Annotated in this window: 11 protein-coding genes; 7 read left to right on the top strand and 4 right to left on the bottom strand. The window is 37.6% G+C overall.

Translation table 11 applies throughout. The annotated features are described in order from the left end of the window. Window positions 1-390: 390 nt before the first annotated feature. The 3 genes from AC012T_RS19125 (at window position 391) to AC012T_RS19115 (ending at window position 5,117) form a co-directional block, all read left to right on the top strand. Window positions 391-2,943 (top strand): TonB-dependent siderophore receptor, encoded by a 2,553-nt coding sequence (locus AC012T_RS19125; RefSeq protein ID WP_487060318.1) that lies wholly within the window; start codon window positions 391-393, stop codon window positions 2,941-2,943. 195 nt (window positions 2,944-3,138) lie between these two features. Next, window positions 3,139-4,095, top strand: coding sequence for a ferredoxin family protein (locus AC012T_RS19120; RefSeq protein WP_487060317.1), 957 nt, complete (start codon window positions 3,139-3,141; stop codon window positions 4,093-4,095). A 62-nt stretch (window positions 4,096-4,157) separates the two neighbouring features. Beyond that, window positions 4,158-5,117, top strand: a complete 960-nt coding sequence (locus AC012T_RS19115; protein WP_487060316.1) for an iron-siderophore ABC transporter substrate-binding protein — start codon at window positions 4,158-4,160, stop codon at window positions 5,115-5,117. Window positions 5,118-5,315: 198 nt separating this feature from the next. On the opposite strand, the gene AC012T_RS19110 is transcribed toward AC012T_RS19115, so the two are convergent. The 3 genes from AC012T_RS19110 to AC012T_RS19100 all read right to left on the bottom strand — a co-directional run bounded on the left by AC012T_RS19110 (window position 5,316) and on the right by AC012T_RS19100 (window position 10,088). Further along, window positions 5,316-6,296 carry an iron-siderophore ABC transporter substrate-binding protein gene (locus AC012T_RS19110; protein WP_487060315.1) on the bottom strand — a complete coding sequence of 327 codons (981 nt, stop codon included), beginning with the start codon at window positions 6,294-6,296 and terminating at the stop codon, window positions 5,316-5,318. 29 nt (window positions 6,297-6,325) lie between these two features. Continuing rightward, on the bottom strand, window positions 6,326-8,908 hold the full coding sequence (locus tag AC012T_RS19105) for a TonB-dependent siderophore receptor (protein ID WP_487060314.1): 2,583 nt from the start codon (window positions 8,906-8,908) through the stop codon (window positions 6,326-6,328). A gap of 196 nt (window positions 8,909-9,104) precedes the next feature. Beyond that, window positions 9,105-10,088, bottom strand: coding sequence for a helix-turn-helix transcriptional regulator (locus AC012T_RS19100; RefSeq protein ID WP_487060313.1), 984 nt, complete (start codon window positions 10,086-10,088; stop codon window positions 9,105-9,107). A 374-nt stretch (window positions 10,089-10,462) separates the two neighbouring features. Between AC012T_RS19100 and AC012T_RS19095 the strand changes: the two genes are divergently transcribed. From AC012T_RS19095 to AC012T_RS19080, 4 genes are all read left to right on the top strand, one after another. Then, a complete protein-coding gene (locus tag AC012T_RS19095) occupies window positions 10,463-12,223 on the top strand; it encodes an ABC transporter ATP-binding protein (RefSeq protein ID WP_487060312.1) in 1,761 nt (586 codons plus the stop codon). A 40-nt stretch (window positions 12,224-12,263) separates the two neighbouring features. Beyond that, window positions 12,264-14,063 carry an ATP-binding cassette domain-containing protein gene (locus AC012T_RS19090; protein ID WP_487060311.1) on the top strand — a complete coding sequence of 600 codons (1,800 nt, stop codon included), beginning with the start codon at window positions 12,264-12,266 and terminating at the stop codon, window positions 14,061-14,063. A 479-nt stretch (window positions 14,064-14,542) separates the two neighbouring features. Then, a complete protein-coding gene (locus AC012T_RS19085; protein WP_487060310.1) occupies window positions 14,543-15,439 on the top strand; it encodes a DUF4351 domain-containing protein in 897 nt (298 codons plus the stop codon). 121 nt (window positions 15,440-15,560) lie between these two features. Beyond that, on the top strand, window positions 15,561-17,780 hold the full coding sequence (locus AC012T_RS19080) for an FdhF/YdeP family oxidoreductase (protein WP_487060309.1): 2,220 nt from the start codon (window positions 15,561-15,563) through the stop codon (window positions 17,778-17,780). Window positions 17,781-17,994: 214 nt separating this feature from the next. Here the strand turns inward: AC012T_RS19080 and AC012T_RS19075 are convergent, their stop codons facing one another. Next, the gene (locus AC012T_RS19075; RefSeq protein ID WP_487060308.1) at window positions 17,995-20,772 is read right to left on the bottom strand and encodes a bifunctional acetate--CoA ligase family protein/GNAT family N-acetyltransferase; all 2,778 of its coding nucleotides are present in this window, start codon (window positions 20,770-20,772) and stop codon (window positions 17,995-17,997) included. Between the last annotated feature and the right edge of the window lie 24 nt (window positions 20,773-20,796).

Raw genomic sequence — 20,796 nt, 5'->3', positions numbered from 1 at the left:
ATAGCTACCTGCTATAGCAGTATGCATGTGAATGAAATACATCATAGCCACCTCCCCGTAAGCGATGAGGGGCTTGGGGGTGGGGTTCTTGTATCTCACTCAACCGAAAACCGCTATATCAACTTGTAAAAAAATCCGTTTGAGGCGTAAAAAAATCCGTTTGAGGTTCAATTAGGTCTTCAAAGTCACACCAATTGTAGATTAAGCTTCTTGCTAAAGATTCTTAGCTGTCAAAATTACACACTCTAGGATGAGAAGCTGGTCTACATGAGAAGATAATCTCAATTATTTGACAATTAATCTTCTTAAAAGAGCAATCCAATCATTATTAACAAAGTCTTTGATCACAGTTTAACCGTGTAGGTTTCAATAGGAGAAGGAGTAAGGGGAATGAAGTTCAAGTTAATTATTGAGATACATTCAGCGGGATTAGCACTAGCTGTTATTAGCACCTTAATACAACCAGCTTATGCCCAAAAGCAACCAAAAGAAATATATAGCGTTAAAACCAGCACAATACAGCTACTAGCACAAACTCGCAATATATCCGCTACTAAAATTACAGGTGTTAAAGTTAATACTACCGATAAAGGCATTGAAGTAATTCTGGAAAGTCCTAATATAGAAGCAATTCAGCCAGTAAATAAAAGCCAAGGCAGCAACTTTATAGTAGAGATACCCAACGCAGCTTTATCACTGGATAAACAAAACAGCTTTAACCAAAATAATCCAGTTTCCGGTATTACTAATGTTAGTGTTACTCAAATTAATCTTAACACCGTTCAACTAACAGTTATCGGTGAACAAGGCGTACCTAAAGCCGAACTATTTGATGGTGATGAAGGCTTAATTTTTGAAATTACACCCGTTACATCCGCTACCGATTCACCAACTACTCAATCAGAAAATCAAACTCAACCAGAACAACCAATCGTTGCCGAAACACCCATAGAACTAATAGTTACAGGTGAAAAAAATAGCGGTTACTTAATCCCCGAAGCCACAACCGCTGCTAAAATTGCTGTACCATTGCGTGATATTCCTGCATCTGTACAAGTCATACCCAAAGAACTCATTCAAGACAGACAAGTAGTTAAACTCAACGAACTAGCAGATAACGTTAGTGGTGTGCGTCCTCAAGAAACATACGGTGGACTTGCATCTCAAGGTTATTTTATTCGCGGTTTTGCTACAGACTTTGAAAACCTTCGTGATGGCGTAAAAGATTTTGGTTTTTTGAGCCCTCGTGATGTTGCTAATATTGAGCGTGTAGAATTCCTTAAAGGGCCAGCATCTGTTCTTTATGGTAGCGCCACCAGTCCCGGTGGTGTGGTCAATACTATTACCAAAAAGCCCCTTGAAGATCCTTTTTATCAACTTAACGGCACTATTGGTAGTAACGAATTTTACCGGACAGCAATTGATTTTTCAGGGCCTTTATTAGAAAATCGCGCCGCACTTTATCGGTTAAATGTAGCTTACGAAAATGCCAACAGTTTTCGTGATTTCGGAGAAAATGAAAGCACCTTTGTTGCCCCAATAATTACCGTCAAAGCGGGAGAAAGAACCAATATTACCTTTGGGTATGAATACCAAAAATATGACTACACTTTTGACCGGGGTTTTCCTTCCAATAATAAAGTAGTTTTTGACCTGCCTATCAACCGCTTTTTAGGTGAACCGAATCTCAATCGAGGTGAAATGAAATCTAATAATTTCACCTATACACTCGAAAGTGAATTTGGACATAACAATAACTGGAAATTCCGTCAAGTCTTTAATGTCATTAACGTGAGTGGTCATACCCAAGGAGCGCAACCAGGCGATATCAACCCTGATGGGCGGACAATATCACGGGATTATCGCAATGTTTATGAAGAATCAAATAACCTATCATTTCAAAATGAAATTAGTGGCAAATTTAAAACGGGTTCAATTGTTCATAATGCACTGATTGGAGTGGAGTTATCCCGCAATAAATTCGCTTACGACTTTTATAGTGGTAGCATTGGCGATTTAGATATTTTCAATCCTGTTTACGGCGCACCTGCACCTACGGATCTTAGCAGGTTTAATGATGAGTATGGTGGAGATGGTATTGCCATCTATTTCCAGAATTTAATGGAATTAACACCACAAATCAAATTACTTGCAGGTGGTCGTTTTGATAGTGTGGATTCTTTTTATCGAAATATAGAAACGGGTACAGACTATAATGAAAATTCAGACTCTAAGTTTTCTCCAAGAGTAGGGTTAGTTTATCAACCTACTGATTCTACATCTATTTACGCTAGTTGGACTAATTCCTTCAACCCACAAATATTTAGTAGAAATCGGAATAATGAACCTTTTAAACCAGAAACGGCAGAACAATTTGAAATAGGAATTAAGCAGGAATTTTTTAATAAACGTCTGTCAGCAACTTTAGCTTATTTTGATATCACCAAGAAAAATGTTTTAACGACAGATCCTGTTGATGATAACTTTAGCATTCAAACAGGTGAACAAAAAAGTCGGGGTGTTGAATTAGATATTGTTGGTGAAATTCTTCCTGGTTGGAAAGTCATTGGTACTTATGCTTACACAGATGCCTACATTAGCGAAGATAATAATTTATCATTACTTAATGATGGTTTAGTTGGTGTACCTTACAATAGTGCAAGTTTATGGACTACTTACGAATTTCAAACAGGTAAATTGCAGGGTTTCGGTTTAGGACTGGGATTTGTTTATGCTGGAGAAAGAGAGGCTACTTTACCAAATAATCTCAAACTTCCTTCCTATCTCAGAACGGATGCTAGTATTTTCTATAAGCGGGATAATTGGCGTGCTGCCATTAACTTTAAGAACCTGCTAGATACTAAATATTACGAGGCTCAAGGTTACTATATTGTTCCATCTGCACCATTAACAGTGTTGGGAACTGTTTCTTTTGAGTTTTAATTTGTGTTATAGATCGGGTTAAATATTCAACCCCAATGGGCGGGAAAAACCCGCCTCTAAAACTTCACATATTAGTTCACAAATAACTAATTTCTCCTGATGATGAAAATAAGATGGTTGAAAATCACAGATGCTAATCCTCAAAATTAGGATTACACTGGAAATTTTCATAGATCCTTACTCAGTGATTTCATTATGTTGAATTCTTTTTGTGCGCTAGAATCTCGTTATGTTGGAGAAGACCCAATTGCTAATGCTTACAATTTTGATTTTTTTGTAATTATTGAATGTCCAACACCTTGGACAAAAGAGGCTTTCGATTCCAAGCCTATTCCCGAAAATTTAAAAAATTTAGTTGAGGAGTTTAATCAATCTCAAACAACTGTAGAGTTCTTATTATTTTATAATGAAGAACTTAAACAACCGGATGTAACGCGAGTTTTCATTTTTCATAAACCAACTGGTTTTGCTCAAGGTTATAGTAAATATGAATTCGGCGTATCTGATATTAGTGAAGTAGCACCTGCTGTCAAAAAATGCTTAGTTGATAAAAATTTAGAAGTTTATAGTCTAGAATCTACCACAAGAGATATTTTTATCTGTACTCATGGTAGCCAGGATAAATGCTGCGCTAAATTTGGCAATCCTTTTTATCGTCAAGCAAAAACTATTGTTAATAATTTAGGTCTAAATCATGTCAGAATTTGGCAAACTACGCATTTTGGTGGTCATCGTTTTGCTCCGACTGCTCTAGATTTTCCTGATGCTAGATACTATGCAAGATTAGATCCTGAATCATTCACTGCTCTTTTGACACGCACAGGTAATCTTGATTTTATCAAGCGTGTTTATCGGGGGTGGGCAATATTACCAACAGAAGCACAGGTTTTAGAAAGAGAAATGATTTTGATGTATGGTTGGCAATGGTTCAACTTTAAAGTTACGCATCAAATAATTACTCAAAGTGATGATGGTAAATTCAACCATATAGAGTTAAGTTTTATCAAACCAGATGGAAGTTTTGACACCGTGCAAGCAGATGTTTTGGTAGATGATAATAAAACATTATATCTGAAGGATTGCAGTGGTGGAGAAGCCGAAACTATTCCTCAATATTATGTGCAGAATTTACTCACCTACGTTAATGCTTAGTTAATGATTTAAAATTATACGCAATGAAAAAACGACATTTTGCTGATCTAAGGCTATGTATTTTGACTGTTATCTCTTTGTTGATAATTACTGTTTGTCATCAGGGTTTTTATCAAAATACTAGAGAAATAACAGCAAAGCCATCAGCATTAGCGGCAGAATGTCGATTAGTTAAGCATGAATTAGGTGAAAGTTGTGTTCCAATTCAGCCCAAAAGGGTAATAGCCACTGAACAATTAGCTTTAGAAGTTGTCTTAGCATTAGGAATCAAACCAATAGCTACTGCCGAATCAGATTTTGTAGCTAATAAAGCTAATTTTTTAGGTAGTAAAATAGAGGGTATACCTTATATAGGTAAGGAGAGTCAGTTAAATATTGAGACGATTATTCATTTACAGCCAGATTTGATTGTTAGTTTATATGGTATCAATCCAGAAACCTATAAATTATTTTCGCAAATTGCCCCCACAGTGCAATTGAAATATTCCCAAAGTAAATGGAAAGATTCTTTACAACAAATGGGGGACATATTAGGTAAAAGTGATATTGCCAAAGAATTACTAACTCAATATCAAGAAAAATTAACAAATCTCCGGTCTGTGTTGGGTGATAAAGTTGAGAAAATCAAAGTTTCTGTGAGTAGATTTCATGGACAAGTTCAATTACCTGAATTTCGTTCTCAATATTCTTTTCCTGGGAGTATTTTAGCAGAGCTAGGAATTTCTATGCCAGATAATCAAAAGAATTTAATCAAGTCTCCTGATGATAATTTAATTATCTTGAGCTTAGAAAAGATTGACTTACTCGATGCAGATATTTTATTTGTAGCTGTAGATCCAGGAGCTACAGAATTATTTAAAAAATATCAAAATAGTCAGCTTTGGCAAACATTAAATGTAGTCAAAAGTCAACGAGTTTATAGTGTTGATTCTAGTTACTGGATATTTGGTAGTATTCTGTCAGCTAATGTAATAATTGATGATTTATGGAAATATCTCAATTTAGAAGAAGTCCATAATTAATATATCATCTATAGGAATCTTATTTGATTTTTGATAGCTTGCGTGGCGTAGCCATACAAGACTCAGTAGGTATCAATTCTGTCTTTCCTGTTCCCTGTTAAGAGTTCCCTGACTACTCAAGTAAATATGCCTACGGCACGCTACCGCGAACACGAATCAAACCAGATTCCTATATAATTTCTTAGCATTTGATGATCATTAATGAAATTTAGTGAATTTCTCACTAAGTAGATATTTCGCTAAATCATCAAGGATAGCATTAGCTGAGAGGATGCTGCCATGCACCCAGTACCCAGAATCGACAGTATAAACTTGTTGATTTTTAACTACATCTAGTGTTTGCCATAGAGGAGTCTTTTGATATTGTTGAAATGCTTCTTTTGCACCTGGGTCTACTGCTATAAACAAAGCATCTGCATCCAGTAAGTCTAGGCGTTCTAAACTCAGGATTACCAAAATATCATCAGTTGTTTTAATCAACTGACGTTGATGAATAGGCATAGAAATCCCAACGGCATTGACAATACCACCAGGAAAGGAAAATTGGGAGCTAAATTCAGGAATTTTCATCCCACCGTGAATACGGCTAACAGTAACTTCTAGTTCACCAAATTTATTTTCTAATTGCTCGCTAAGAATTTTAACTCGCTGCTCATATTGAGTGAGTAATTCTTCAACTTTTTCACTTTTATTGATTACCTTACCAATTTCGTGTAAAGGTGTTTGCCAATCAGATTGAAAATGCTTTATTTTAACTGTAGGAGCTATTTGGGACAATAATTGATAACTGTGTGCTTCTATGCCATATACACCCACAATTAAATCAGGATTTAATTGCAATAATTTTTCTAGATTAATCTGAAATTCCTTGCCGATATAGCTTATTCCCGTGATTTTGTTTTTGAGAAGATTTGCTTTGCTAGCAAAAAACTGTGGATTTGTTATTCCTATTGGTGTTTTATCTAATGCAACTAGAGCTTCTAATGCGATTGAGTCTACAGCAATAATACGTTGGGGGTTGAGGGGAACACAAGTTTCTCCCAATTCATGCTTAATTAATCGACATTCTGACACTGGTGATTTTTTATCTGCTAAGTTTGGGTGTGAATGGCTATAACAAGCAGTAACTATCACCAAGGTTATTATGAGTAACAAGTAATGCAATTTTCGCCATTTCACACTATTTTTCCTCTAAATGACTTGAGAATTTAGAACTTGACCGAAACTGTTCCCAAAACTGTGAATGGTGCGCCAGGAGCAAGTAAAAAGCCTGAAGAATCATAGTAACGGGTATCAAATAGGTTTTTGAAGTTCAGTCCAATTTGATAATTGTCTCGTCGATAGAAAATAGTAGCATCTGTTCTGACAAAGGAAGGAATTGCAATAGTATTTGGTACCGTAGCTTCTCTATCGCCAACAAAAAAGACTCCTCCACCAAAACCTAACCCCTGCAAATTACCTTTTTGAATCTGGTAGGTTGTCCACAAACTAGCACTATTCCTTGGTGCATTTGCTAATCTGTCACCAACTGGTAAGCTATTATCCTCACTCACATAGGCATCGTTATGGGAATAAGAAGCAATCACATTCCAACCAGGTAAAATCTCTCCTGCTATATCTAGTTCAAGACCTCGACTTTTGACTTCTCCAGCAGCAATAGTAAAATCTGGATTGTTCAAGTCTGTTGTGGATACATTGTTCTTAGTAATCTCATAAGCTGCTAATGTCGCTGTCAGCTTACGATCTAAAAACTCACCTTTAATTCCTACTTCGTATTGCGAAGCACTTTCTGGTTCTAATGGACCGCTAACACTTAGTGCATATTCATTCGGTTTAAAAGCACGACTGTAACTAGCGTAAAGAGATAGATTTTGGAGCGGTTGATAAACTAAGCCAATGCGTGGGGAAAATTTCTCATAATAACGCTCTGTAATGTCAGTCCCTGCACCATTGATAGTATCAGGCTGGTATTCATCTTTGAAGTTGACAAAATCTAATCTTCCACCCAGTAATATCTTAAAATTAGGTAATAATGCTACTTGATCTTGGAAATAAAGACCTACCCGATATGTATTACTTTCATCTTCAAAGCCTTCCTCAAAGGTAGTTGGAGTTGCTGCACCATATACTGGATTCAAAATGTCAAGGGCTGGGACGTTATAAGAAATCCGAAATGGAAAGCCAAAAACACTTCTACCTAGTTCAAAACCTAACAGGACTTCATGTGCAATTGAGCCTGTCTTAAATTTGCCGATTAAGTCATTTTGCCAAGAATAATCTCTAGAGTAATCACCTACTTTGTTGTACCTCCTAGCAACTGTCCGACCATCTTCCGCAAAGGGGTTACTAAAATCAACTGGCTGAAAGTTGGAACGTGCTGTGTCAACAGTTTGCACAGAAACTGCACTGCGGAATCGCCAATTTTCTGTAAATCGATGATCCAAAGCAACATTGACCCGATTGGCAAACAGTTCATAGCGATCGCTTGGTTCACCAAAGTTGAAACTAATTGGTAAATCAAAGGTTCTGCTTATCGGTGGTAAACCTCTGTCATAGGATTGGTTGAGGTTAACGTATTCATATTGCAAATCTAAATTTGTGCGATCGCCTAATTTAACGCTTAAACTGGGAGCAAAAGTATAAAGCTCTTTATCAGCGAAATCTCGAAATCCACCAGAGTTTTCGTAAGCAGCAACAAAACGATATAAAACATCCTTATCTGGAGTCAGGGGTCCAGAAATGTCAATTTCTGGACGATAGTAACCATAACTACCTGTAGAAAATGTTGCAGAGTAGTAAGGTATGCTAAGTGGCTGTTTAGTGATGTAGTTAACAATACCCCCAGGTTCTAGTTGCCCATAGAGTACCGAAGCCGGGCCTTTCAAAACTTCTACCCTTTCTATAGTGGCAGTGTCAGTAAAAGAGGTAAAACTATCCTGCCTAAAACCATTTCTGAGGTTAGCATTAGTATCAAATCCCCGAATGGTATAGCCATCAGTGCCAGCGTAATCTGTTTTGACTGTAACACCACTAACGTTACGCAAAACGTCTGCAATCCTTTGTACTTTTTGATCCTCAATTACCTGTCGAGGAATCACCTGTATTGCTTGGGGAATCTCTAGTAAAGGTGTATCGGTTTTAGTTGCAGTGCTGGCATCTGGAACTTTATATCCTGAATCTTGCGAACCTGTCACCACCAATTCAATGGGGTCGTCGGCTTGAACTTTTGGTTGTTCTGGGAATACTTCAGCAGTAGATTGATTTTCTTGGGGCTGTTGTGGTTGCGTTGTGGAACTTGTTGCAGGTGTCACACTCAATATTAAGCCTTCATCACCATCAAATAGTTCATAACTAGGTATTCCCGCCTCTGTCGTGACAGTTATTCTAATAGTTTTACTGTCTTGGTTGACAACTATAACTTCAGTAATTCCTGCAAAAGGTTGTTCTTTCCGAAATGTATTACCGGAAGGCAAACGTAGTTGAGCATTGGTAATATCAGCAATGAAGCTATTCCCAGAACTGCTATTTGCTACTTGTAATTGTTCGCCTTGCTTAGTCTCTACAATCACTTCTATCCCTTTATCTGTAGTCTCAACCCGTACTCCCTTGATCAGAATTGGAGACTGAGGAGTTGGGGCTTGAGACAGCAAATCTTTGGCAGTTCTAGAGGTACTATCTCCCTCAGATAAGGGAAGACTTTTCTGTATTTTTTCATTTGCCCAAGCGGATTGAGCAGCAAAGACTACCCCTGTTAACCATAGACTTATCAATAGTTGCGGTCGTTTCCACATAATCTTCTCACACAAAACAGACTCTATCCAAAGGGCAACCGATTTTTAGCCATGTAAACTAAGAATCTTTGTTAATTAAGATACAGGGAATGGATGTGATTTAGAAGGCTTTTGTTACCCGGAAACGGATTTTTTTGACCCGGAAACGGATTTTTTATGCAAGCTGATGTCAAGTAGATATATCTTGTTGAAGATATCAAACTTTAATTAATAAATCATAAGATTTAGGATTAATACCAAATTGCTTACGAAAAGCAGCTGCAAAATGGCTTTGGTTTGCATAACCAACAGCACGCGCTATTTCTTTAACATTCATTTTACTCTCTAGGAGTAATTGGCGTGCTTTTTCCATTCGTTGTTGTTGTAAATAGCTAAATGCAGTTGTACCAAGCACTTGCCGAAAACCTAACTTTAGTTTGTAGTCATTTAATCCTACTTTTCGCGCTAGTTCTAGCAAGGAAGGTGGATTATCTAAATTTTGAGTTAGAATTTCTTTAGCATAATGAATTCTTGTGATATCATCTCGCTTGAGCAAAATCACTTTTTTATCACTGTTTTCAATTTTGGCTAACTGTTCTATTTTGAAAGCAATCAATTCTAAACATTTACTTTCTAGATAAATTTTTTTGGTTAAACCTGTAAAGGGACAATTGATAATTTGTTCAAGCGCAACACGCATTTCCGGAGTAGTATGGCTTATTTGATGATAGGGTTCTTCGTTTGGCTCAATCATCTTTTGCAAAGTTTTTGGAGAGATTTTTATATCACTGGTAATAAAACTATTTAATAATTTAGGGCATTCTAAATGTATATCGACTTTTAAAAGCCGTCTCTGACCTAAAACTTCTACTTTAGTATCTTTATAAATACCACTACCTATAAAAAAATTTTGTCCACTATTCGTTTCATTCCAGTATCCTAATACATGGAAACCAAATTCTACACATCTAATAAAATTTTCATCTGACGTACCATCAATAATCAAATCATCGTAAAATTCTGCATCAATAATTAATAAACTTATATCCCGTAGTTCAATCCAACGTTCATAGCCACGACCGAATTGTTGGGGACACAAGTTGATAATATCATCTGGGTCTGATAAATCTGGTTGTTGAGTGTTCTGATTATGTTCAGTCCACAATTCTTGGTAATCTGCCAGTGAAATAATATTCCCCATCTTTTCCTAAGCGTACACTTAAACCTGAATTAATTTATGGCAATTATAGAGAATTTTTCTCAAATAGCTGTAGATATTAAGTCTATCAGTGTTGAGGAATGGTGTCTAGACATTGGGAAAATTAACACTAATGCAGAATTACCTCTAATGGCTTGAGGACTCCAAACTGAAGGCGATCGCCTGAAAAATTGTCAGATTTCCTACAGGATCTGGTGTGATGTGAAAAATTCTTTTGTTGGGACAATTCTAGAAGATGCTAGTTTACAGCATCCTTCGTCCCGGTATAATGAAGCGTAAAATACGAAAAATAGCTTTCTTGCTACCTAATTTTTAAATCAGCCTCTACAATCCGCCTTGCTGATCGCTAAAACTTTATGAAAATTGGACTAAGGCAATACTGGAATTTACTTGTAGATTATCTCAAGCCCCAAAAGGGAAGAGTTATCAAGTTTGCGATCGCACTCTTAGCCAGCATCGGACTACAATTAGTCAACCCCCAAATTCTCCGCTATTTCATCGACACAGCCGTAGCTGGTGGTTCAGGACAAAACTTACTCATATCTGCTCTCCTTTTTATTGGTGTAGCTTTAATCACCCAACTAATCACAATTGCTGCTACTTATTACGGTGAAAACGTCGCCTGGAGAGCTACCAACGCCTTACGTGCTGACTTAGTTAAACATTGTTTGCAACTGGATTTATCCTTTCATAAATTCTCGACACCCGGTGAATTACTAGAGAGAGTAGACGGTGATGTTCATACCCTTTCGGAATTCTTCTCCAAATTTACCGTTTACATCTTGGGCAATTTGCTCTTGATGTCCGGTGTAATTGTAGTGCTATTTGCCGAAGATTGGCGTGCTGGTTTAGCGATCGCCTTTTTTAGTCTAACAGCATTATCTACTTTAATCCGTCTGCGTTCTATCGCCGTTCCCTATTGGCAAACTTATCGCCAAATTAGTGCTGATTTTTTTGGTTTTGTGGGTGAACAACTCACCGGCATGGAAGACATACGCGCCAATGGTGCTAAAAGCTATGTCATGCAACGCTTCCACAAAATTTTGCAAAGCTGGCTACCCATCTTTCACAAAGCCCGTTTTGCCAGCACTATTCTTTGGGGTACAACCAACGGTATTTTTACATTAGGAACTGCGATCGCTTTAAGCGTCGGTGCTTACCTTTGGAGTCAAAATATTGTTACCATTGGTACAGTATATATACTATACTATTATACTAACTTACTTAGCGAACCAATCGAGCAAATTCGCAACCAATTTGAAGAACTCCAACAAGCAGAAGCCAGCATTTACCGCATTCAAGATTTACTGCAAGTAAAATCTCAACTCAGTGCAGGAGGCGAACAACGACTTCCTCAAGGCGCACTTTCCGTAACCTTTGATCACCTTTACTTTAGCTACAACGACCGGAAAGCAGGAGAAGGGGATTTAGTACTGCAAGATATATCCTTTAATTTACCTGCTGGACAAGTATTAGGTTTATTAGGGCGGACAGGTAGCGGTAAATCTTCCCTAGCGCGGTTATTACTGAGATTATATGACCCCAAATCAGGCTCAATTCACTTAAGCGGTGTACCAATTAACCAGACTTACTCAACAGACTTACCCCAAAAAATCGGCTTAGTCACCCAAGATGTACAACTATTTCAAACCACAGTACGGAATAACCTGACCTTTTTTAACCAGGAAATTAGCGACGAACGCATCTATGAAACCCTAGAAATATTAGGACTATCACAATGGTTACATTCATTACCCCAAGGCTTAGACACAAACTTGGGTCCAGATAGTAGCGGCTTATCGGCGGGACAAGCGCAGTTACTCGCCTTTACGCGCGTATTTCTCAAAGACCCTGGTTTAGTGATCTTAGATGAAGCCTCTTCACGCCTTGACCCTATTACCGAAAAACTGATTGAAACAGCCATTGATAAATTACTAACTGGACGTACAGGCATAATTATTGCCCACCGTTTAGCCACCGTACAAAAAGCAAATCAAATCTTAATTTTAGAACAAGGTCGCATTAGTGAATATGGTCAACGCGAAGAATTAGTTAAAAATCACGAATCACGTTTTGCCCAGTTATTACAAACTGGATTAACCGATTTATTAGTTTAATTAGATAACAATTACCTATTACCTATTATTATCAATTATCATGAATTCAACAAAAAAGCGTAAACATTGGGAATTAATATGGCAACTGATATGCTACAAACCAAAACTATATATCCTTGATAGCATCTACTGGATTTTAATCACTGGTTTGCCCGCCCTACCTGGGTTAATTATCCGGGAATTTTTCAACAGTTTAACAAACAAGGCACAATTAGGATTATCACCTCTAGCTTTAATTGCACTATTAATAGCTCTGAATTTAGGACATATTGTAATTATATTTGCAGGGAGAATTACCAAAACCCAGCACCGTTTTTTGATGCGGTCATTACTTCAACATAATTTATTAGATCGCCTATTTAAAAATCCCACAGCACAGCCAATAGTTATTAATCAAGACACTGCAATAACTGTATCTCAAGGTGAAATAATTAGCTATTTTCGTGATGATGCCGAACAAATAGAAGACAATATTGCATGGATATCAGAACTTTCAGGAGAAGGAATATTTGCTATTGTTTGTTTAGTAACTTTATTAAGTATCAATGTGCAGATGACACTATTTGTATTTCTGCCATTATTAGCAATGGTAGCAATTATTCAACGAGCCGAAACTCTGATTAAAAAGTATAGAAAAGCCAGCCGCCAAGCCACCGAAAAAGTTACAGGAATTTTAGGGGAAATATTTGGTTCAGTGCAAGCGATTAAAGTAGCTGGCGCAGAAAAAAATGTATTAGATTATTTTCGCACTTTAAATGATCAACGCCGCCAAACCATGATTAAGGATAGTCTATTTAACGCTATTCTCAAATCTTCGTTTCAAAATATGGTGAATTTGGGGACAGGAATAATTTTGCTCCTAGCTTCTCAATTAATGCAGAGTGGGGTTAATCAGTTAACAGTAGGTGACTTTGCTTTATTTGTTTATAATTTCTCATTTGTAACTGGCTTTTTTACGTCTGTTGGTGGTTTTATGGCATTATCTAAACACACAGAAGTGTCTTTTGATCGGATGGCTAGTTTACTATCTGGTGCATCGGCAGATACATTGGTAGCCCCCAATCAACTTTATCTAAAAGACTTGAATAGTCCCCAAAAACATTTACCAAAAATAGAACAACCTTTGCGGAATGCAAAAGATCATCTTCAATCTTTGACAGTTTCTCATCTGACTTATATTTATCCTGGTACAAACCAAGGAATTACAGATATTAGCTTTGAAATTCATCGCGGTAGTTTAACTGTAATTACTGGTCAAATTGGTTCTGGAAAAACTACATTACTACGGCTATTATTAGGATTGCTACCTAAGCAAACCGGGGAAATTTATTGGAATGGTAATATTGTGGAAAATCCCGATACTTTCTTTGTTCCCCCTCGCAGTGCTTATACTCCCCAAATTCCACAATTGTTTAGCTATACCCTGCGGGAAAATATTTTGTTGGGCTTGTCTAAAGATGATCAAGATATCGCCACCGCTTTAAATATGGCTGTATTTGAACAAGATTTAGCAACTATGCATGAAAGTTTAGAAACTTTAGTTGGTTCTAAAGGTGTGCGGCTTTCTGGTGGACAAATGCAAAGAGTAGCAGCAGCACGGATGTTTGTTCGTCAACCGGAATTAATGGTATTTGATGACCTTTCCAGCGCCTTGGATGTGGAGACAGAATTGGCGTTGTGGTCGCGGATATTTGTGAATACAGAACAGAGAGAAAATCCTTGGACACCAACTTGTCTTGTGGTTTCTCATCGTCCTTCTGTGTTGCGTCGCGCTGACCAGATTATTGTCATGAAAGCAGGTAGAGTAGAAGCACAAGGAAAGTTTGAGGAAATTTTTTAGTAGAAAGGCGATCGCACGGGATACGAAACATCAGGGTTTGAGATTGGGGGGCTGACATAGCAAACCATATTATCTTGAATTTATATTTGGGAGAGGGAACAGGGAAAAGATAAGGAATACAGAGATTTTTGTTTGTTCCAAAAATGTTAAATTAATTTTGCCCAGTTAATTCTGTATAATATTGTGGATAGATTTTAGCCCTTACAAAATTACCCTACTTGAGCAATTACCTGTCCGATCTCTTGAGGTTTTGAAAAGTCTAATTTATAACCCGCCTGGCGACTGGAAGTCGCGGCTACACAGACAAAACCCACCTTCGTGGGTTAATTTTTCATTAGTCCACGCAGGTGGACTTTGCTTGTGTAGTAGCGATTTCTAATCGCCGAAAACTTTTCAAACATCCTCTTACGGAGAATTCATAACTGCTATATAATGGAAGTCTAAATTATTCCCCAGATTTTACTCAAAATTGAAATTTAATGACTAGGTTCATACATGATAAATTCGCCAAAGACTATCTAGAAGAATTATTAAAAGATTACGGAGAAGTCAAAGCATCAGAAAAAGTTTCAGGAGAAATTAAAGAAATAGATGTTTTATTCACACCTGCTAAACAACAAACTTCTAAATTACAAATACTGGGTTTACTAGGAAGACTTGCCGAAAATCCTGCAATAATAGAACCATACCGCAATCCAGCCTCTACCGATGAAATCTGCGACTGTATTCTCAAGTTATTAGAAGTCAAGGCTTTATTGCGACGAGAAGCCAAAGCCAATAAAATCAAACTTCAGGAGTCAGAAATTCCTAATTTGTGGATTTTAACCCCTACTATATCGGAAACTCGTTTATCTAGCTTTGGAACTATCCAAAAAGAAGGTTGGTTATCGGGAGTACATTTTTTAGCAGATGCCTTTCGGACAGCAATTGTGGCAATACACCAACTACCACAAACACCGGAGACTTTATGGTTGAGGCTTTTGGGTAGGGGAAGCGTACAATCACAAGCAATTATCGAGTTGCAAGCGTTACCATTAGATCACCCTTACCAAAAAGCCACCCTGGAATTAGTTTACAACTTGCGCGAAAATTTGAGAGTAAATCAAGAACTAGAAACAGATGATAGGGAGTTAATTATGCGACTAGAACCACTTTATCAAAGAGATAGAGAACAAGCTAAAGAAGAAGGAAGACAAGAAGGAGAAAAAGACTTAATACTGCGCCTACTACATCGCCGGATTGGGGAAATTGATGCGTTATTAATCGAGCGAATTACAGGATTATCAATTGAACAGTTAGAAAATTTAGGAGAGGCGTTATTAGACTTTTCTAGTGTTGCTGATTTAGAAGCTTGGTTAACCCAACATTCAATCTAATTCATTTTGATTGTTCGGGAGTTAATTATGCGACTATAACCACTTTTCAAACAACCTCTAACTCACTGGTGAAGATTGCTATATCATTAATTAACAATACTCATTAATTCAAGGTGATGTCATGAGTGCTGACAAAACACCAGATGTCGGTGGAGGAATGCCTGTCATTAAATACTGGGCAGAAAAGACCATATCTGCTGATGGTGTGCAGGTTTGGCAGAAGTTATTGCACAAAAGTGCTTGTCTTTCTTGCGCGTGGGGGACAGGTGGACAAAAAGGTGGTTTTGTGAATGAAGATGGGGAAGTATTACAACGCTGCGCTAAGAGTGTAGAAGCGATCGCATCAGAACTACAAGCAGCAACTTATTTTGAACAACAGTATACATTGACGCAGTTGCAGGAATTAAATTCCCAGTCAGCAAATAATTTAGGTAGATTGAGTCATCCGTTGATTTTACGTTCTGGGAGTTCGCGGTATGAGCGAATTTCTTGGGATGAAGTTTATCAAATTGCAGAGATAGCATTTAGAAAATCACCACAAAGAATAGCTTCCTACAGTTCTGGGAGATCATCGAATGAAGCAGCCTTTCTGTTACAGTTAATGATGCGATCGCTTAATTCCAATAACTTGGCTGATTGTTCAGATTTATGTCATGCCGCTTCAACAGTGGGATTAAAACAGATGTTTGGTTCTGGAACTTCAATGGTAAGTTTAGAAAGTCTCAAACAAGCTGATTGTATAGTTTTGATTGGTTCTAATGCCCCTGCTAATCATCCCCGGTTGATGAATGAATTGATTAAGTTAAGGGAAAGAGGTGGAAAGGTAATTGTTGTCAACCCAATTATAGAAGTTGGTTTAGTGAAGTTTGCATCTCCAGCCTATCCTATAAAATCCATGTTGGCTGGTGGTTCGGAAATTTCTTCGCTGTACCTGCAACCAATTCCCGGTAGTGATGTCGCTTTATTTGTGGGGATACAAAAATCTTTAATTGCCCAAAATTTAATTAAACCAGATTTTCTCAAAGCCTATACAAAAGACTGGGAAAATATTCTTAAATATGCCGAATCTACTCCTTGGGAAAAAATAACTGCAATTTGCGGAATTTCTCAATCTGAAATTAATAACGCCGCACAAATAATTGGTACATCTACAAGTGTAATATTTGCTTGGGCAATGGGAGTTACACAACAAGAAAATGGCGTTGATAACATTTATAGTATTGCTAATACTGCACTTTTAACGGGAAATGCTGGCAAACCGGGTGCAGGAACAATGCCAATTCGCGGACACTCAAACGTACAAGGATTTGGTTCAATGGGTGTCACTATCCACTTGAAAACAGAAATTCAGCAAGCTTTAGAAAAACTTCTACAACGTCCACTTAGCCGTCTTCCTGGCTATGATACTAGGGCATTAATTACAGCGGCAGAACAGGGAGAAGTTGATACTTTGATCTGTTTGGGTGGAAATCTCTATGCAGCAAACCCAAATTTAAACCAAGCAAAACAAGCTTTGGGAAAAATAGAAACCATTTTTTATGTGGCTACAAAACCAAATCTCGGACATTTTCACGGTTTAGCCAAGCAAAATACGATTATTCTGCCAGTATTTACTCGCTTTGAGAATCCCCATAAAACTACCACCGAATCTGGTAATAATTTTGTTCGTCTTAATGATGTAGGAACAACTCATTTAAAAGATGCTGATTTAATTTCAGAAATAGAATTAATTGTAGAAATTGCCCATAGAGTTTTAGGAGATAATCCTGTAAATTGGCGCAAACTCCAAGATCCAAAATATATTCGTGAATTGATTGCTAGGATAATTCCTGGTTATGAGAAAATTGCAACTATTGATAATACAGGAGAAGAATTTACTATTTCTAGACGGATTTTCAATGAACCAAAATTCGCTACAGCTACAGGTAAAGCCAAGATGTTTGTTACTGATTTACCAAACTTGAATTTACCCAGTCAAACAGACTTTGGTTTAAGTGAATCAATCTCAGGTATTGTTTTAATTTTGGGAACTGGAAGAAGTTATTCTCAACACAATACTGTTGTTTATAAAGATGGAGATTATTATCGCGGAATGCCACATCGTAACTGTATTTTGATGAATCATCACGATATAGAAAAAGCTGGTTTCAGTCAACATCAACGGGTAACAGTTCAAGGTGATGCAGGTAAATTAGAAAATGTAGAAATTATTTGCGGAGAGATTCGTCAAGGTGCAGCGATGATGTTTTATCCTGAAGTAAACGTAATTTTCCAAGCAAAAATTGATCCGCATTCTGGTACACCTGCTTATAAAAGAGTGCCAGTATTTGTTTATCAATAAGAAATTCCGAAATTCAAATTTTGAATTAAATAAGATATCAAGAATCATTGAACGCAGATAAACGCAGATAGACGCAGATAAAGATGGTTTTGCGTTGAAAAAATTTAGGATTTGGCACAACTTCACAAATAAATGGTATTAGCATGATATATGCATACCTAGCGGGCAAGATGCCCACACCACAAGAGTTTCACGATTCAAGTTTGTATCTCATTTAAATCAAATCCGCTGTAATTTCTGCCCTTAACACTGTTGCATCAGTTGTGGGTGTAATTTTGAAACCGAGTTTTTCGCATACTCGTTGCATACCTGAATTATCAGCGAGAATATCGGCATAGATACAGCAGATTTGCTCATTTTTACCAATTTCTAGCAATCTGCGGAGTAATTCTGTTCCTAAGCCTTGACACTGAAAGCGATCGCTCACCAGCATAGCAAATTCAGCCGCATTATTACCATGTAATTTACTCAAACGCCCCACAGCTATAATTTCCTGGGTTCCTGTTTCCAAATTTTGGGACTCTGCAACTAAAGCCATTTCCCGATCATAATCAATAAAACATATCCGCGTCAGTCGTTCATGGGTGATGCGATGACTCAATTTCATGAGGTGGAAATATCGGAAATAAACGCTTTCTTCTGATAGGGTTTGATGAAATTTTACCATCAAAGGTTCGTCTTCAGGACGGATAGGACGAATGGTAATTGGGTTCCCATTTTTTAGTTTCCAATCGCCTACATATTGGGTAGGATAGGGACGAATTGCTAATTTTGGTAATTGGCTTTCTTCGACATCTGGAGAATGGAGAACTATCCGCGCATCTAAAGCAATTAAACCACCAGGATTTGCAGGAGTTGGCGGAATTGCTAACAAGGGATTAATATCAATTTCTTTAATCCATTTTTGTTCGACAACCAATTGACTAAACACTACTAATAATTGCTCAAGTGCAGACATATCAATACTGTTACGTCCTCTCACACCTTGGAGAGCTTTATAAATTTTGGTGTGTTCCATCATCCGTCGTGCTAAAGTTGTGTTGAGAGGCGGGAGTGCGATCGCACTATCTTGAAAAATTTCCACCAACTGTCCCCCAGCCCCAAACAATAACACTGGCCCAAATTGCGGATCTAAACTACTACCAACAATCAACTCATAGCCATCAGTTTTCACCATTGGCTGTACAGTGACACCAAGAAAGTGTTCTGCACCAGCTTTTTCTCTTACCGATGTTTCAATAGCCCAATAAGCATTTTTTACAGCTTCTGCATCTTGCAGATTTAGCTGTACACCACCCACATCTGTTTTATGGGTAATAGTTTGGGAATAAAGTTTTAAAACTATTGGATAACCAAAACTTTCTGCACATTCAACTGCTTTATCTGCACTGTCAGCAATACAACTTGCAACCACTGGAATACCATAAGCTGCTAAAATTTGCTTAGATTCAAATTCAGTCAGAATTGTTCTTTCTGCTTGTCTGGCAGATTGAATAATCTTCTCAACTATGGTAAAATTATCAGTAGTAGAATCACAACTTAAATTGGGTAAAATTGGAGTTTCATAAATACCCTTTAAGTTATAACTATACCGCCACATATAACTAAATACCCGCGCCGCAGTATCGGGATAAGGGTATGTAGGAATACCTTGATGGTTGAGAATTTGTTCCCCAGCAGCGACATCAGCCCCACCCATCCAACTTGCTAAAATCGGTTTATTAGAAATTTGAGAATAGGGTTTTAATTGTTGGGCTGTTTGGGTAGGATCTGTCATCGACTGTGGTGTCAGAATCACTAACAAGCCATCACTATTGGGATTTTTTGCGGCAATTTCTAAAGCTTGAGTATATCTTTGAGGATCAGCATCTCCTAAAATATCAATAGGATTACTATGACTCCATTGGGGAGGTAAAACTTGATTTAAATTAGTGATCAATTCTTCAGAAATTGGTGCAAGTTCTCCCCCACTTTCAATTAATGTATCTGTTGCTAATACTCCCGGACCACCAGCATTAGTTAAAATTGTCAAACGTGAACCTTGGGGACGGGGTTGTTTTGCTAATACTTCTGCCATATCAAATAAGTCAGAAATACTATTTACTCGTAACACTCCACAACGTCGAAAAGCAGCATCTAAAACAGCATCACTTCCGGCTAATGCACCTGTGTGGGAAGCTGCGGCTTTAGCTGCGGCTGCGGTACGACCAGCTTTAATTACAATAATTGGTTTAGTTAAAGCAACTTCTCGCGCTGCTGACAAGAATGAACGCGCATCCCCAATAGATTCCATATAAATTACAATACTTTTTGTATGGGGATCATCACCAAGATAATATATTAAATCTCCCCAACCAATATCTAACATTGAACCAATAGAAACAAAGGCACTAAAACCGACATTTTCTTTAAAACTCCAATCCAAAATAGCTGTACATAAAGCCCCACTTTGGCTGATAAAACCAACATTTCCCGGACGCGCCATTGTGCTAGCAAAGGTAGCATTTAAACCTGTGCGAGGACTCATTAAGCCTAGACAATTGGGGCCAATAATGCGAATTTTACCCCGGTGTGCGTGTTGGAGTATTTCTTGTTCTAAAGCTATACCTTTGACACCTGCTTCTTTGAAGCCAGCAGAAATAATAATTGCTCCTTTTATTCCTGCGTCCACACAATCAGATATAATTTTAGGAACGGTAGCTGCTGGTGTAGCAATTACCGCTAAATCTATCTTTTCAGGAACATCAAAAATAGTAGGATAGGCTTTAATTCCTAATACGCTATGACGCTGAGGATTAATAGGAAAAACAGTTCCCCCAAACGGATGACTAATTAAGTTCCAAAGCAATGTACGTCCCACACTTCCAGCTTTTTCACTGGCACCAATCACCGCTACACTCTGAGGTGTGAAAATAGCATCTAGAGGATTAACTCTTTCTGTTTGCAATATATCATAAGCCCGGTCACTGGTCGATTTCATATATTTTTGCATAGAGATTAGAGATTATTGGAGTTG

The organism is Anabaena sp. EIM26 (assembly GCF_057568715.1).
Note: the sequence above shows the minus strand (reverse complement) of the source record. Positions and strands in the feature narration are given on the sequence as shown.